We start from the raw sequence: 14,302 nt of genomic DNA, 5'->3' as shown, positions 1-14,302 counted from the left end.
CGATACTTGATACTCGATACTTATAAATATGCAACTACTCGACGGCAAATTCGCATCAGAAAAGATTAAAACAGAAATCACAGAAGAAGCAGCAGCTTTTTTAGCGCAAAGTGGACGTAAACCCCATTTAGTTGCCATATTGGTTGGTAACGATGGCGGAAGCGAAACTTATGTGGCCAGTAAGATGAAAAACTGTGAAAAGGTTGGCTTTAAATCTTCGCTTCACAGATACGATAATTCGGTAACCGAAGCTGAATTACTTGCAAAAATTGAAGAGATTAATCAGGATGCTGATGTGGATGGATTAATTGTTCAATTGCCTTTACCAAAACATATAGACCCTGAAAAAGTAACAGAGAAAATTGACCACCGAAAAGATGTTGATGGTTTCCATCCTGTTAATCTGGGCCGGATGATGCGTAATTTACCTTGCTTTATTCCTGCTACTCCTTATGGCATTTTATTGATGCTGCAAGAATACAATATTGATACAACCGGAATGCATTGTGTTGTTGTTGGCCGCAGTAATATTGTTGGCAGCCCAATGAGTATTTTAATGGCACGCAATGCCAACCCGGGTAATTGTACAGTAACACTTACGCACTCCCGCACAAAAGATCTGGCTGCGCAGGTATTGCAGGCCGATATTATTATTGCCGCCATAGGTAAAAAGAACTTCATTACTGCTGATATGGTAAAACCTGGTGCCATTATTATTGATGTGGGCATTAATCGCGAAAGTTCTACTGAAACTAAATCTGGTTTTAAACTTTATGGTGATGTAGATTTTGAAAATGTAGCACCAAAAGCATCTTACATCACTCCGGTTCCGGGCGGTGTTGGTTTAATGACGATTGTCGGTTTACTTAAAAACACATTGGCATCTGCCAGAAAAGAGATTTATTCTTAAGGTAGAAGGTTTAAACTAAAAAAGCAACTCAAGTTTGAGTTGCTTTTTTTACGTGTAAAAATTTTATTTTACACGTAAATGTTTTATATTTGTTCAAAATTAAAATAATCATGGATGCGAAATTAACTTTAAGCTTTAACCAGGAGGTGGTTAACAAGGCAAAAAAATACGCTGCTGATCACAACATCAGCTTATCGCGGTTAATTGAGCATTTATTAACCCAGGTTACTGCCAGCAATTATAAATCATTAGAAGATTACCCTATCTCTGATTGGGTAAGCATGGTTGCAGAGGGCGAGGTAGAATATAAAAAAACGCCTAAACAATCTCGTAAAGCATCAAAAGATGAATTCTTTTCTTCTAAAAAATAATTGATGAAGATATTTTTAGATGCGAATGTTCTGGTTTCGGTATTGAATAAAGAATATCCGCTTTTTACTTATTCTTCGAGGATTTTAAGTTTAGCATCACATCCAAAATTCGAGGTGTACACCTCTCCCCTTTGTTTGGCTATCGCTTTTTATTTTGCTGAAAAGAAACACAATTCACAGATGGCAAAACAAAAAATCGATTTGCTTTGCCTGCATATTAAAATCGCACCAAATTCATCAACTGGTGTTTTCAATACTTTATCAAACAAATCTATTCACGATTTTGAGGATGGGTTAGAATATTACGCAGCAGAATCTGCGAATTGCAAATGCATCATTACTGAAGATATTCAAGATTTTTATTTTTCAGAGATTGAGGTTCTCAATTGTCAGGAGTTTTTTAAAAGGCATTTGCTTAATTGATTTTTTCAATACATTATTACTCTGAATACATTTCAGCGTCTTAAAAAGACATCGAAATGGATCAATAGGATGGCTTTCAGCTTATCCCCAAAGCTTGCTCCACCAACTCTCTTCAAAACCAATATACAATCCATCTTCCCGTAATTCTGTAGGATAAATATTAATATAATCTCCTTGTCCGTCTGCTCCTCTTCCTGTTCTTAGATTATACTCATATCGATGAATCGGACAAACCAGATTTCCATTTTTACACCAGCCTCCAGAAAAATGTCCTCCCGCATGCGGACAGGTTGATTGCGTTGCCACAATTTTATTCTCATTATTAATTATACATACCTGTTTCCCTGCTACCGAGATTGTTTTAATGGAACCATCAGCAGGAATTTGGACTGTATTTAAAGCTTTATGCCACTTCATAATCACAAATTAAGCATTTAAATATCAGTGTTATTTCATCTTTCGATTAAATTTTAAATCATAAACTGCTACACCATATTTTTTTAAGATATTTGCATCCTCAAAAATGAAACAAGACATACCAGAAGACGGCACATTACTTCCTTTAATGGAAGAATTCTATACCATACAAGGCGAGGGATTTAACACAGGCAAAGCGGCTTATTTTATTCGCCTGGGCGGTTGCGATGTTGGTTGCCACTGGTGTGATGTTAAAGAAAGCTGGGATGCTGAATTGCACCCATTAACCAATGCTGATGTTATTGTAGAAAATGCTGACCGTTTTCCAGGTAAAGCTGTGGTTATAACTGGTGGAGAGCCCTTAATTTACAATCTGGATTATTTAACCAACAGGCTTAAAGAAAGAGGGATTTTAACCTTTATTGAAACTTCAGGTGCTTATCCGCTTTCGGGAAACTGGGACTGGATTTGTTTATCCCCTAAAAAATTTAAAGCGCCGCGACCAGATATTACACCTTTTGCAAATGAACTGAAGGTAATTGTTTTTAACAAAAGCGACTTCAAGTGGGCTGAGGAATATGCGGCAATGGTTTCTCCAAACTGCAAACTGTATCTTCAACCAGAATGGTCTAAATCAAAAGAAATTACGCCATTGATTATTGATTATGTAATGGCTAACCCAAAATGGGAGATTTCTTTACAAACGCATAAATTTTTAAATATTCCTTAAATAGTTTACATTAGCTTTGATAACCAAATGTTAATGTATGAAATACTGGCTTCTCCTCTTTTTTAGCACGCTGAGCATTTATTGCTTTGGGCAAAATTCAACAAACAGAAAAGCTCAAATCTACTTCGAAAAAGCAGGCCCCTTCATACAAAAACAAGATTATGTGTCAGCTGCACAAAATCTGGAAATTGCGGTACATGAAGATCCAAAATTTCAAAGTGCATTCATTCTCCTGGCAGATATTTATCGCATTCAAAAGAAATATACAGAAGCCAAAAATTCATTTCAAAAAGCAATTTCAATTGACAAGAATGTAAAGCCACCAGTAATTTTTGGATTGGCTGAAACGGAATTTGCCACACAAGAATATTCGAAAGCAAAAGCTCATTTCGAAGAGTTCTTAACTCTTGACTCTTCATCTGATCGAAGTAAAAAGGCAAGAAAATATTTATTAGATTGTGATTTTGCAGCCGTAGCCATCAAAAAACCAGTAAAATATGTTCCTAATAATCTTGGCAATGGTGTAAATACTACAGATGCAGAATATTTTCCTGCTTTAACCGCTGATGGAGAAACACTTATTTTCACTCGTCAGGTAAATGGAAATGAGGATTTCTGGACATCACAATTCAAAAATAATGTTTGGAATGTGGCTACCCCACTTTCAACTAAAATAAATACAACTCAATATAATGAGGGCGCTCAAACCATTTCTCCAGATGGAAAATACTTGTTTTTTACTGGCTGTAATCGTCCAGAAGGTTTAGGAAGATGCGATATTTATGTATCCCATCGTGAGGGTAAAGATTGGGGAGAGCCTTATAATATCGGAAAACCAGTAAATTCTGAATACTGGGAATCCCAGCCAGCAATCAGTCCCGACGGAAGGACCTTATATTTTATCAGTAACCGACCAGGTGGTTTTGGGGGCTATGATATCTGGAAAAGTACAATTACTGACGATGCTAAATGGGGACCTGCAATTAACCTTGGCTCAGAAATAAATACACCTTATGATGAGAATACACCATTTATTCACGCTGACGGTAAAACCTTATATTTCTCTTCTGATGGATGGCCCGGATTTGGCAACAAGGACATTTATTATAGTAGAATGGACGATGCAGGGAAATTCCAAAAACCCATAAATCTGGGATATCCCATTAATTCATTTGAGGATGAAAGCGGATTAATTGTTAGCGCTGATGGAAATTTCGGACTTTTCTCTTCAAATTTAAAAGATGGTTTTGGTGGACAGGATATTTATAGTTTTGGAATCCCTGAACAGGCTAAACCCTTAAAAGTTTCATATGTGAAAGGAATTGTAAGAGATAAGGATACTCAAAAAACTATCGAGAGTAATGTACAGGTAGTTGATTTAAAAACAAATAAAACAGTATTTGATGATTATACAGACCCCGAAACTGGTCAGTTTTTAGCTGTAATGCCCATTGGGAGTAATTATCTCTTCAACGTAAATGCTGAAGGTTATTTATTTTACTCAGAAAACTTTGAGCTAAAATCTGGAGATATTAACAAACCCTATCAAATTGAGGTTTACATAGAAAAGATTAAAGCTGGTGCAAATGTTACTTTAAAAAATATCTTTTTCGACACCAATAAGTACAACCTTTTACCCGCTTCGATAAGAGAATTAGAAGTTTTAATTAATTTCTTAAATGAGAATGAACGGGTAAACATTGAAATTCAAGGCCATACAGATAATGTTGGGGACGATAAATTGAATGAGAAATTATCATTTAACAGGGCTAATGCAGTTTATGAATACTTAATAAAAAACCATATTGATGCAAACAGGCTTACCTTTAAAGGTTTCGGGGCCAATAAGCCTATCGCAGACAACAAAACTGAAACAGGCAGAAAAAATAACCGAAGAACATCATTCATCATCACTAAAATTTAATTATGTCTCAACATTACGGCAACCATAAAAGATTTCATAAGTTATTCCACTTTTTAACTGTTCCTCTGATCGCTTTTGGGCTTGGTTTTGCAATCTACTCTTACATTGCTGTCCCAACTATAATTACAGCTTTAATTGTACTCGCTTTTCTTTTAATTGGTATTGTTGCATTATTTGCGAGGATGTTTGCACTTAAAGCACAAGACAGAGCAGCCAGAGCTGAAGAAAAGCTAAGGTATTATATTTTAGCTGGAAAAGCTTTGCCACAAGAACTTAGTATGAGACAAATACTAGCTTTGCGTTTTGCAAGTGATGAAGAGCTTTTAGTTTTGGTTGACCGGGCAATTTCAGAGAAATTATTGCCTGACGAGATTAAAAAAGCGATTAAAAACTGGCGAGGAGATTATCACCGGATATAATTGTAAATCAGTCATTCTGAAGGATAATTTATTTTGCTTCGCAGCTACTTCGTGGTCATAAAAATCAATATAAATGATGTTAAGATTCTTCAGGTAATTTTCCGCAGATGTCGTTGATTACGCAGATAAATAAAGTCTGCGTAATTTTCTTAAATCTGCGGGATGTTCTTTCTTTAAGAATTTGAGTTAAAAAAATGATTAATAATATGTTACAAAAAACATCAATGGTAATGCAGTGAATACCTGCGAAGCATGAGTGCCATTTAAAATAACATTATTATGAATAACCTCCATGCAACCAAAGGTAGAAGCATTATTTGCTACCGGTTACCATAAATTAAAAGCCAATGCTAATTGATTACATTCTTCGCGGGCTCAGAATAACAACATCAAACAAATAATTAAAACCTTGTCCTTTAGATTATAAAATTGCCTGTCTGATTCTGATCAGTTTAGTTAATGTTTCTTCCAACAAATCTAAATGCAACATATTGGCACCATCAGATTTTGCATTTTTTGGATCAGGATGTGTTTCAATGAACAATCCATCTGCTCCAACTGCAATAGCTGCTTTTGCTATTGTTAAAATCAACTCGGGTTTTCCACCTGTTACACCACTACTTTGATTAGGTTGTTGCAAGGAATGGGTACAATCCATTACCACAGGAACACCAAAACTTTGCATTTCTGGTAATCCCCGATAATCAACAATTAAATCCTGGTAACCGAATGTATTTCCTCTATCCGTTAAAATCACTTTGTGATTTCCAGCCTCTTTAACTTTTTCTACGGCGAATTTCATTGAACCAGCTGAAAGAAACTGTCCTTTTTTAACGTTAACTACTTTTCCCGTTTCAGCGGCAGCAATAAGCAAATCTGTTTGGCGGCATAAAAATGCAGGGATTTGTAGTACATCAACGTAAGAAGCGGCCATGGCAGCTTCATCACTTTCATGTATATCGGTAACCGTTGGAACACCAAATTCACGACCAACTTTCTCTAAAATTTTTAGTGCTTTCTCATCTCCAATTCCTGTAAATGAGCTTCCCTTACTTCGGTTTGCTTTACGGTAAGAACCTTTAAAAATATATGGAATCTGAAGTTTATCCGTAATAGAAACAATTTTTTCAGCAATCCTCAAGGCTATTTCTTCGCCCTCAATTGCACATGGACCAGCCATTAAAAAGAAATTTCCAGAATCGGTATTTTTTAATTTATCTAAATAGTTTAACATAGTTGAGATATGAGAAGTGAGACATGAGAATATAGGACGCTGACCGTTTCAAATCTCATATCTAAAATCTATTTTTAATTTCCTAATTCTGACATGAATTTAATCCGCATTAACTGAATTTCTTCACGGGTGTAATCAGTTTCTCCCAATTCATTTAACGCCTCATCAATTGAATCGCTTTCAGCGGCTCTGAAGTAATCAAAAACTTCATCTTGCCGATCATCATCAATTACTTCATCTATGAAATAATTCAGATTCAATTTTGTGCCTGAGTTAACGATAGATTCAACTTCTTTCAAAATTTCTTCGTAAGTAATGCCTTTTGAATCGGCTATATCTTCTAATCCGATTTGCCTGTCGATATTTTGAATAATAGAAACCTTCATTTGCGACTTATTGGCCTGAGTTTTAATAATCAAGTCTATAGGGCGTTCAATGTCGTTATCTTCCACATATTTCTTGATCAACTCTATAAAAGGTCCTCCGAATTTCATTGCCTTACCAGATCCGACTCCAGAAATCTGGCGAAGTTCTTCCATTGTAATAGGGTAATGGGTACACATTTCCTCCAGCGATGGATCCTGGAAAACCACAAATGGCGGCACATTTTTTTGCTTGGCAATTTTCTTGCGTAAATCTTTAAGAAGTTGCAGCAAATGGGTATCCAAAGCGCCAGATCCTTGTTTTACATCGTCGTCATCATCATCTGCACCACTCTCGATTGGTTCATTTAAGATAAATTTCAAACTGTAAGGATTGATGATAAAATCTTTTCCTTGTTTGGTTAATTTTAATAAACCGTAATTATCAATATCCTTAAAAAGGTAATTATTTAAAACTGCCTGGCGGATTACTGATTTCCAGAGTAATTCTCCCTCCTCTTTACCAATTCCAAATTCAGGAACTTTACTATGTTCGTAAGCGATGGTTTGCGCTGTTTCCAAACCCAGAAAAACATTCAGCAAATGTGCATCATCAAATTTTTCCCCGGTTTTTTCAATAAATTTTAACAGTGTTGATAATTGATTTTCAGCATCAAACTGTTTTTTAGGTTTCTTGCAGTTATCACACATGCAATTACAACCTGTTTCGTTGAAATTTTCTCCGAAATAATGAAGAATTTGTTTACGGCGACAAACGCCCGATTCAGCATAATCAATTACTTCCTTTAATATTTGTGTACCAATTTCACGTTCAGAAACCGGTTTATCTTTCATGAATTTGGCCAGCTTATCTACATCTTTTTGAGCATAAAAAGCAATACAAACTCCTTCTCCTCCATCACGGCCGGCCCTGCCAGTTTCCTGATAGTAACCCTCCATACTTTTCGGAACATCGTGGTGAATAACGAAACGAACATCAGGCTTGTCAATTCCCATCCCGAAAGCAATAGTGGCAACAATTACTTCAGCATCTTCCATCAGGAATTTATCCTGAGTTTCAGCCCTCACTTTTGGATCTAACCCTGCGTGATATGGTAAAGCACTGATTCCATTCAGGTTTAGCGCTTCAGCAACTTCTTCAACTTTTTTACGGCTCAGGCAATAAATAATCCCTGATTTACCAGGATTGGATTTGATGTATTTTATAATTTCCTTTGTGATATCTTTTTTCGGACGGATTTCATAAAATAAGTTCGGCCTGTTAAATGATGATTTAAATAAGGTAGCCTCAGACATGCCAAGGTTTTTCATAATATCCTGCTGCACCTTAGGCGTAGCGGTTGCCGTTAATGCAATGATTGGAATGTTATTCCCCAAGCCTGCAATAACCTGTTTAATTTTACGGTATTCAGGTCTGAAATCGTGGCCCCATTCTGAGATACAATGTGCCTCATCAACTGCAACAAATGAAATTTTAATCAGATTTAAGAACTCGATATTATCTTGTTTTGCCAATGATTCTGGCGCAACATAGAGCAATTTCGTCTGTCCACTTAAAAGATCAGATTTAACCTGGGTAATTTCAGATTTGTTCAGGGATGAATTAAGAAAATGAGCAATACTATCATTTCCACCAAATGCCCTTAGCTGGTCAACCTGGTTTTTCATTAATGCAATTAATGGAGAAATCACAATTGCTGTTCCTTCACTCATTAAAGCAGGTAGTTGATAGCAAATAGACTTCCCTCCGCCCGTTGGCATAATAACAAAAGTGTTATTGCCCTCTAAAATATTTGTAATGATCGACTCCTGATCACCTTTGAAATTATCAAACCCGAAGAAATTTTGCAGGTTGTCAAATAACGACTTTTTCACGTCCATTTTGTGTAATAAAATATGCGATGCTATTTTTGTATCCAAAATAACATAATTTTACAAGAATTTCAAGTATCACCCAACAATTATTTTCTCTTTGAAAAGTAAAAAATATATTATCCAATCAGCCATAAGCACATTAGAGCTTGAAGCTGCAGCAATATTAAATGTTGCGAAAAACATTAACGATGATTTTGAAAAAGTGGTATCTGCCATATTACAGTGTGATGGACGTGTAATTGTAACCGGAATTGGGAAAAGCGCAATCATTGCTCAAAAAATTGTTGCTACCTTTAATTCGACAGGTACACCAGCAATTTTCATGCATGCTGCTGATGCGATACATGGCGATTTAGGAATGATTCAAAGAAATGATGTGATCATTTGTTTATCCAAAAGCGGTAACACACCAGAGATAAAAGTTTTAGTACCATTATTAAAAACTGCCGGAAACAAGCTCGTTGGAATGGTTGGCGAATTAGGATCTTTTTTAGCAGATCAGGCTGATTTGATTTTAAATACCTCGTTCGAAAAGGAAGCTTGCCCGCATAATTTAGCACCAACCACAAGTACAACAGCACAACTGGCTTTGGGAGATGCATTGGCCATTTGTTTGTTAGAATGCAGAGAATTCAATGAATCGGATTTTGCCAAATACCATCCCGGAGGATCATTAGGAAAAAAATTATATTTAAAAGCAAAAGATTTAGCACTTTCAAATGAGAAACCATCCATTAGCCCGTCAGCACCGGTAAAAGATGTTTTAATAGAAATTAGCAAAAACCGTTTAGGTGCAGTAGCTGTTGTTGATGCGAAGAATAACGTAGTTGGAGTAATAACTGATGGGGATATAAGAAGAATGCTGGAAAATAATAATTCGATAGCAAACTTAAAAGCAGAAGATATTATGGGACGAACACCGAAAAGTATACAATCTGACGCGCTCGCTATTGATGCACTTCACATTATCAAAGAAAATAACATTACACAGTTGTTAGTTCTGAAACAAAACACTTACTTTGGTATCATCCATTTGCACGATCTTTTGAATGAAGGTATTGTGTAATTTTAAAATAGAAAATGAATAAAGATTATTACGCACTAATTATGGCCGGTGGAGTCGGCAGCCGCTTTTGGCCAGTTAGCAGAACCGAATACCCGAAGCAATTTATCGACTTTTTCGGAGTTGGTAAAACGCTAATTCAAAGTACTTACGAAAGATTTTTAAAAATTTGCCTGCCAGAAAACATTTTCATTGTAACAAATGAAATATATTCTGATTTGGTAAAAGAGCAACTCCCTCAATTATCTGACAATCAAATATTGGCTGAGCCTTTATTGAGAAATACTGGTCCTTGTATTGCTTACGGCAGTTTAAAAATTGCTGAACTCAATCCTAATGCTACAATAGTTGTAGCACCATCTGATCATACGATTGCAAATATTGATGGCTTTGTCAAATCTATTGAACAATCTTTAGATGCGGCATCGAAAAACGATTGCCTGATAACGCTTGGTATTAAGCCCAACAGACCAGATACGGGATATGGTTACATCCAGCATACAGATTACGTTTTAAATACCGATACCGATTTACATAAGGTTAAAACTTTTACTGAAAAACCTAATCTTGAATTAGCTAAATCTTTTCTGCAAAGCGGAGATTTTTTGTGGAATGCAGGAATTTTCATATGGTCAGCAAGATCAATTTTAATGGCATTTGAAAAACACTTGCCCGATATGTACGAAATCTTCAATGTTGGCCGATCTGAATTGAATACTGAACGGGAAAAAGATTTCATAAACAACGCTTACTTGCAATGCACCAATATTTCCATTGATTTTGGTATAATGGAAAAAGCAGATAATGTTTATGTTCTTCCCGCTGATTTTGGTTGGTCTGACCTAGGCACTTGGGCATCCATCTATGAAATGGCAGAGAAAGATTATGTGGGTAACGCTGTAATTCCTTCAGAACAGGTTATCATGTTCGATTCATCGAATTGTATGGTAAATGTTCCCAAAGATAAGCTTGTAATTCTTCAGGGGCTTCATGATTATATTGTGGTAGAAAACAATAACATGCTGATGATATGTCCTCGTAATGAAGAGCAAAAAGTAAAAGAGTTTGTTGCAGAGGTAAAATCGAGATTTGGAAATAAATTTATTTAGTCCTTTAAAAATTTAATAATCTCGCCTACATCATTTGGCTCAAAAATCCTAACTGTTCTTAAGAGTAAATTTTGAGAAAAGTTAGGATTTATAATGTTCTTCGCTACAATGGCAATTTTGCCATCAAGGGTGCTGATATACCGATCATACATATTGGGTAAAACAGCTGAAAGCCCAACAGCATTAGCCCATGCTGTATTTCTTGCCGCCGTAATGCTGAAATTAATAACAGATTCTTTGCTTTTGTTATCAACATATTGAAGCAACTTCATAGGCATACATATTTCTTCCAGATCTTTTTGAACGATATTAATTAAACTGCCGATGATATTGTTAATCAGATCAAAATCTTTTTTGATCAGCTGGATGTTTGTTCCCTTACTGGTTTCGGCAGCAGCAATTCCAAGATCTAAATTGATATGGGCGTTCATTCCCAGCAACAAATGTTGAATAACCGTATAAGGCTGCAAGGCAGCATTAAAAGCAGCCTGCCATGATGAAGTTAAGGGTGTATTTTTTGAATTGCAGTAATAAGCGTCAATATAGCGGTTAGCAAAAATCACATCGAGTTTTTCCATTCTTGGTCCATCGGCGAAAAGCCCATCGTTAATTCCATTTTGAACAGCAACGGTCATTTTACGATACAGGCAGGCAAAATAACCCGCTCTGGATTTTTTCACAATACTGGAATCAATGATTTCATCTAAACGAGAAATTACTTCAGCAATGGTTTTTGCAGGTTGCATAAGGTTTGATTTCTAAATAAAAATACATAATTATATTTCTAATCAGGAAACAAACCAATAAGAAAAATTTAGATATTTCTTTGTCTTACAGCCTCATACAAAATCACTCCGGCAGAAACAGAAACATTTAAAGATTCTATTTTACCTGCCATTGGAATTTTTGCCAGATGATCAGCAACTCTTAAAAGATCATTGGAAATCCCTTCATCTTCTGAACCCATTATGATTGCAGTAGGCATGGTGTAATCAGGAGCATAAATCAAATCATTTGTTTTCTCCGTACACGCCACAATTTGCAGACCACTATCTTGCAGGAAAAGACAAGTTTTATGAAGGTTTGAATGCCTGCAAATTGGAATACTGAATAAAGCACCTGCAGACGTTTTTATGGCATCAGCATTAATCTGCGCCGCATTTTTTAAAGGAACAACTATTGCATGAACACCAACACATGCCGCTGTACGGGCAATTGCGCCCATGTTGCGAACATCAGTTACACTATCTAAAACCAAAATTAAGGGTATCTCTCCTTTTTCGAAAACAGCAGGAATAATATCTTCAATGTTTTGATAAGTAATCGGAGAAATAACGGCAATAACACCCTGATGATTTTTTTGAGACATTCTGTTCAACTTTTCAATTGGAACAGAATTTAAAGGAATTAAAGTATCTTTAAGAAGTGCTTTTAACTCTAGAAATAACTCTCCACCCAACCCACGTTGCTGATAAATCGTTTCAATATCTCTGCCAGCCTTAACTGCTTCGATTACAGCTCTAATGCCAAATACGAATTCATTATTTTCCTTTGCCCTCTGAGGTCTTCTAAAATTATCCATGTTCTGAAATTGTTTGCAAAAGTATTCAAATAAATGTTTAGCCCCTAATCTATCTCTGCTTATTAACATTTAATTGTTCAAAAATTTATTACTTTTTTGAAAAGCTGAAAAATTTAATCTGATTAGGTTTCAATTTGTTAACAAACAGCTAGTAACTTGTTAAAACAACCGCGTCAAAAATTAACTACTTTTGTTACATGAGTATCGATAATGAACAGGGCGGAAAAAACAGTATATCATCCCGTAAAGCAAGACTGAGTAGCACGGTAAGTTCAATGGGCAAGCTGCCTCCACAAGCATTAGATTTGGAGGAAGCAGTATTGGGTGCTTTAATGCTTGAAAAGGATGCGTTATCTGCGGTAATTGACATTTTAAAGCCAGAAATTTTTTATCAGGAATCACATCAGAAGATTTTTGCAGCAATACATATGCTGTTCGAAAAATCAAAACCTGTTGATATTTTAACGGTAACTTCGGAGTTACGCCAGATGGGTACTTTAGAGATGGTTGGCGGGGCTTATTACATTACAAACCTAACCAATCGGGTAGCTTCGGCGGCAAATATTGAGTACCATGCCCGTATCATTTCTCAAAAATATATTCAACGTGAGTTGATTAGGATTTCAACAGACATTATCACAAATGCTTACGAGGATACAACAGATATTTTCGATTTATTGGACCACGCTGAAAAAGGACTATTTGATATTGCCCAGAACAATTTACGTAGAGATACGCAAAAAATGGATGATATCATTAAACAATCTTTAGCAACTCTTGAGGAATTAAGAACCAAAACCGATGGTTTAACAGGTGTGCCAACTGGTTTTACCGGACTAGACCGAATTACCGGAGGTTGGCAAAAACAAGATTTGGTTATTATTGCTGCTCGTCCGGCGATGGGTAAAACTGCTTTCGTACTTACCTGTGCCAGAAATGCAACTGTAGATTTTCAAAAACCTACTGTGGTTTTCTCTCTGGAGATGTCATCTGTACAGTTAGTGAATCGTTTAATATCAGGTGAGGCAGAAATTGAACAGGAAAAAATTAGAAAAGGAAATTTACAGGAATGGGAATGGCAACAGTTACATAGCAAGATTGGCCGTTTAACTGAAGCTCCCCTACTTATTGATGATACCCCGGCTTTGAATATTTTTGAATTCAGGGCAAAATGCAGAAGATTAAAATCGCAGTATGATATCCAACTGGTTATTGTCGATTACCTGCAGTTAATGCATGGCAAGGGTGAAGGTGGCAAAGGTGGCGGTAACCGTGAGCAAGAGATTGGTAGTATTTCAAGGGCATTAAAATCAGTTGCTAAAGAATTAGATGTTCCTGTTTTAGCCTTATCACAATTAAGTCGTGCAGTAGAGAGCAGACCAGGTTTACAAGGTAAAAGGCCGATGTTATCCGATTTACGTGAATCGGGATCAATTGAGCAGGATGCGGATATGGTATTATTCCTTTATCGTCCTGAATATTACGGCATTACCGAAGATGAGCAAGGAAGATCGCAAGCTGGTATTGGTGAGGTTATTATTGCAAAACACCGTAACGGTGAAACCGGAATCGTTCCGCTTCGGTTTATTGGTAAGTTTGTTAAATTCGCCGATTTAGAAGAAGATTTCACGGCTCCAGCTTCATTTGCAGCTGCAGATCCTTCTGCGGGAATGTATCCTTCACAAGATTTTGAAAAACAAAGCAATGTAATCATCCGGCCATCTAAAATGGATGATTATAACGATGATGATCCACCGTTTTAAATTTAAAATGGAAAATTAACTGCTTAAGAGATTAACTTGAATTTCGATTAATTTTAAGGAAAAGCATTTTCATATGCTCAATATGTAACCAACTCTCCC

14 protein-coding genes are annotated in these 14,302 nt (G+C 36.2%); 9 read left to right on the top strand and 5 right to left on the bottom strand.

The window, feature by feature from the left end:
• Positions 1 to 28: 28 nt before the first annotated feature.
• The 3 genes from DU508_RS00575 (at position 29) to DU508_RS00565 (ending at position 1,704) form a co-directional block, all read left to right on the top strand.
• The gene (locus DU508_RS00575) at positions 29 to 910 is read left to right on the top strand and encodes a bifunctional 5,10-methylenetetrahydrofolate dehydrogenase/5,10-methenyltetrahydrofolate cyclohydrolase (protein ID WP_115400905.1); all 882 of its coding nucleotides are present in this window, start codon (positions 29 to 31) and stop codon (positions 908 to 910) included.
• A gap of 110 nt (positions 911 to 1,020) precedes the next feature.
• Positions 1,021 to 1,281 carry a DUF6364 family protein gene (locus DU508_RS00570; RefSeq protein ID WP_115400904.1) on the top strand — a complete coding sequence of 87 codons (261 nt, stop codon included), beginning with the start codon at positions 1,021 to 1,023 and terminating at the stop codon, positions 1,279 to 1,281.
• A gap of 3 nt (positions 1,282 to 1,284) precedes the next feature.
• Positions 1,285 to 1,704, top strand: a complete 420-nt coding sequence (locus DU508_RS00565; protein WP_115400903.1) for a PIN domain-containing protein — start codon at positions 1,285 to 1,287, stop codon at positions 1,702 to 1,704.
• An 81-nt stretch (positions 1,705 to 1,785) separates the two neighbouring features.
• Here DU508_RS00565 and DU508_RS00560 read toward each other — a convergent pair whose 3' ends face one another.
• A complete protein-coding gene (locus DU508_RS00560; RefSeq protein WP_115400902.1) occupies positions 1,786 to 2,121 on the bottom strand; it encodes a Rieske (2Fe-2S) protein in 336 nt (111 codons plus the stop codon).
• Between the two features lie 106 nt (positions 2,122 to 2,227).
• Between DU508_RS00560 and DU508_RS00555 the strand changes: the two genes are divergently transcribed.
• From DU508_RS00555 to DU508_RS00545, 3 genes are read left to right on the top strand one after another with little or no spacing between them, the layout of a single operon-like run.
• Positions 2,228 to 2,851 (top strand): 7-carboxy-7-deazaguanine synthase QueE, encoded by a 624-nt coding sequence (locus DU508_RS00555; RefSeq protein WP_115400901.1) that lies wholly within the window; start codon positions 2,228 to 2,230, stop codon positions 2,849 to 2,851.
• 37 nt (positions 2,852 to 2,888) lie between these two features.
• Positions 2,889 to 4,775, top strand: coding sequence for an OmpA family protein (locus DU508_RS00550; RefSeq protein ID WP_115400900.1), 1,887 nt, complete (start codon positions 2,889 to 2,891; stop codon positions 4,773 to 4,775).
• A 2-nt stretch (positions 4,776 to 4,777) separates the two neighbouring features.
• Complete coding sequence (locus DU508_RS00545) at positions 4,778 to 5,194, top strand: DUF6526 family protein (protein WP_115400899.1); 417 nt, start codon at positions 4,778 to 4,780, stop codon at positions 5,192 to 5,194.
• Positions 5,195 to 5,615: 421 nt separating this feature from the next.
• Here the strand turns inward: DU508_RS00545 and kdsA are convergent, their stop codons facing one another.
• Positions 5,616 to 6,428, bottom strand: coding sequence for a 3-deoxy-8-phosphooctulonate synthase (kdsA, locus tag DU508_RS00540; RefSeq protein ID WP_115400898.1), 813 nt, complete (start codon positions 6,426 to 6,428; stop codon positions 5,616 to 5,618).
• A 74-nt stretch (positions 6,429 to 6,502) separates the two neighbouring features.
• Complete coding sequence (gene recQ, locus DU508_RS00535; RefSeq protein ID WP_115400897.1) at positions 6,503 to 8,692, bottom strand: DNA helicase RecQ; 2,190 nt, start codon at positions 8,690 to 8,692, stop codon at positions 6,503 to 6,505.
• A 91-nt stretch (positions 8,693 to 8,783) separates the two neighbouring features.
• On the opposite strand from recQ, the gene DU508_RS00530 reads away from it, so the two are divergent.
• Positions 8,784 to 9,752 carry a KpsF/GutQ family sugar-phosphate isomerase gene (locus tag DU508_RS00530; RefSeq protein ID WP_115400896.1) on the top strand — a complete coding sequence of 323 codons (969 nt, stop codon included), beginning with the start codon at positions 8,784 to 8,786 and terminating at the stop codon, positions 9,750 to 9,752.
• Between the two features lie 14 nt (positions 9,753 to 9,766).
• Complete coding sequence (locus tag DU508_RS00525; protein ID WP_115400895.1) at positions 9,767 to 10,858, top strand: mannose-1-phosphate guanylyltransferase; 1,092 nt, start codon at positions 9,767 to 9,769, stop codon at positions 10,856 to 10,858.
• On the opposite strand, the gene DU508_RS00520 is transcribed toward DU508_RS00525, so the two are convergent.
• Together DU508_RS00520 and rlmB are read right to left on the bottom strand one after the other, a co-directional pair.
• Positions 10,855 to 11,604 (bottom strand): DUF5995 family protein, encoded by a 750-nt coding sequence (locus DU508_RS00520; protein ID WP_115400894.1) that lies wholly within the window; start codon positions 11,602 to 11,604, stop codon positions 10,855 to 10,857. The genes DU508_RS00525 and DU508_RS00520 overlap by 4 nt on opposite strands.
• Before the next feature lie 68 nt (positions 11,605 to 11,672).
• The gene (gene rlmB, locus DU508_RS00515) at positions 11,673 to 12,440 is read right to left on the bottom strand and encodes a 23S rRNA (guanosine(2251)-2'-O)-methyltransferase RlmB (RefSeq protein ID WP_115401019.1); all 768 of its coding nucleotides are present in this window, start codon (positions 12,438 to 12,440) and stop codon (positions 11,673 to 11,675) included.
• 197 nt (positions 12,441 to 12,637) lie between these two features.
• Here rlmB and dnaB point away from each other — a divergent pair, with 197 nt between their 5' ends.
• Positions 12,638 to 14,203, top strand: a complete 1,566-nt coding sequence (dnaB, locus tag DU508_RS00510) for a replicative DNA helicase (protein WP_115400893.1) — start codon at positions 12,638 to 12,640, stop codon at positions 14,201 to 14,203.
• The last annotated feature ends 99 nt before the right edge of the window (positions 14,204 to 14,302 follow it).

This window comes from Pedobacter chinensis, assembly GCF_003339865.1.
Lineage (GTDB): Bacteria > Bacteroidota > Bacteroidia > Sphingobacteriales > Sphingobacteriaceae > Pedobacter > Pedobacter chinensis.
This window is presented reverse-complemented; position numbering and strand designations above follow the sequence as displayed.

Excerpts from the sequence above, each read along its gene's own strand:
- DU508_RS00575 (WP_115400905.1), top strand. The coding sequence starts at position 29 with ATGCAACTACTCGACGGCAAATTCGCATCAGAAAAGATTAAAACAGAA.
- DU508_RS00570 (WP_115400904.1), top strand. The coding sequence starts at position 1,021 with ATGGATGCGAAATTAACTTTAAGCTTTAACCAGGAGGTGGTTAACAAG.
- DU508_RS00565 (WP_115400903.1), top strand. The coding sequence starts at position 1,285 with ATGAAGATATTTTTAGATGCGAATGTTCTGGTTTCGGTATTGAATAAA.
- DU508_RS00560 (WP_115400902.1), bottom strand. The coding sequence starts at position 2,121 with ATGAAGTGGCATAAAGCTTTAAATACAGTCCAAATTCCTGCTGATGGT.
- DU508_RS00555 (WP_115400901.1), top strand. The coding sequence starts at position 2,228 with ATGAAACAAGACATACCAGAAGACGGCACATTACTTCCTTTAATGGAA.
- DU508_RS00550 (WP_115400900.1), top strand. The coding sequence starts at position 2,889 with ATGAAATACTGGCTTCTCCTCTTTTTTAGCACGCTGAGCATTTATTGC.
- DU508_RS00545 (WP_115400899.1), top strand. The coding sequence starts at position 4,778 with ATGTCTCAACATTACGGCAACCATAAAAGATTTCATAAGTTATTCCAC.
- kdsA (WP_115400898.1), bottom strand. The coding sequence starts at position 6,428 with ATGTTAAACTATTTAGATAAATTAAAAAATACCGATTCTGGAAATTTC.
- recQ (WP_115400897.1), bottom strand. The coding sequence starts at position 8,692 with ATGGACGTGAAAAAGTCGTTATTTGACAACCTGCAAAATTTCTTCGGG.
- DU508_RS00525 (WP_115400895.1), top strand. The coding sequence starts at position 9,767 with ATGAATAAAGATTATTACGCACTAATTATGGCCGGTGGAGTCGGCAGC.
- DU508_RS00520 (WP_115400894.1), bottom strand. The coding sequence starts at position 11,604 with ATGCAACCTGCAAAAACCATTGCTGAAGTAATTTCTCGTTTAGATGAA.
- rlmB (WP_115401019.1), bottom strand. The coding sequence starts at position 12,440 with ATGGATAATTTTAGAAGACCTCAGAGGGCAAAGGAAAATAATGAATTC.
- dnaB (WP_115400893.1), top strand. The coding sequence starts at position 12,638 with ATGAGTATCGATAATGAACAGGGCGGAAAAAACAGTATATCATCCCGT.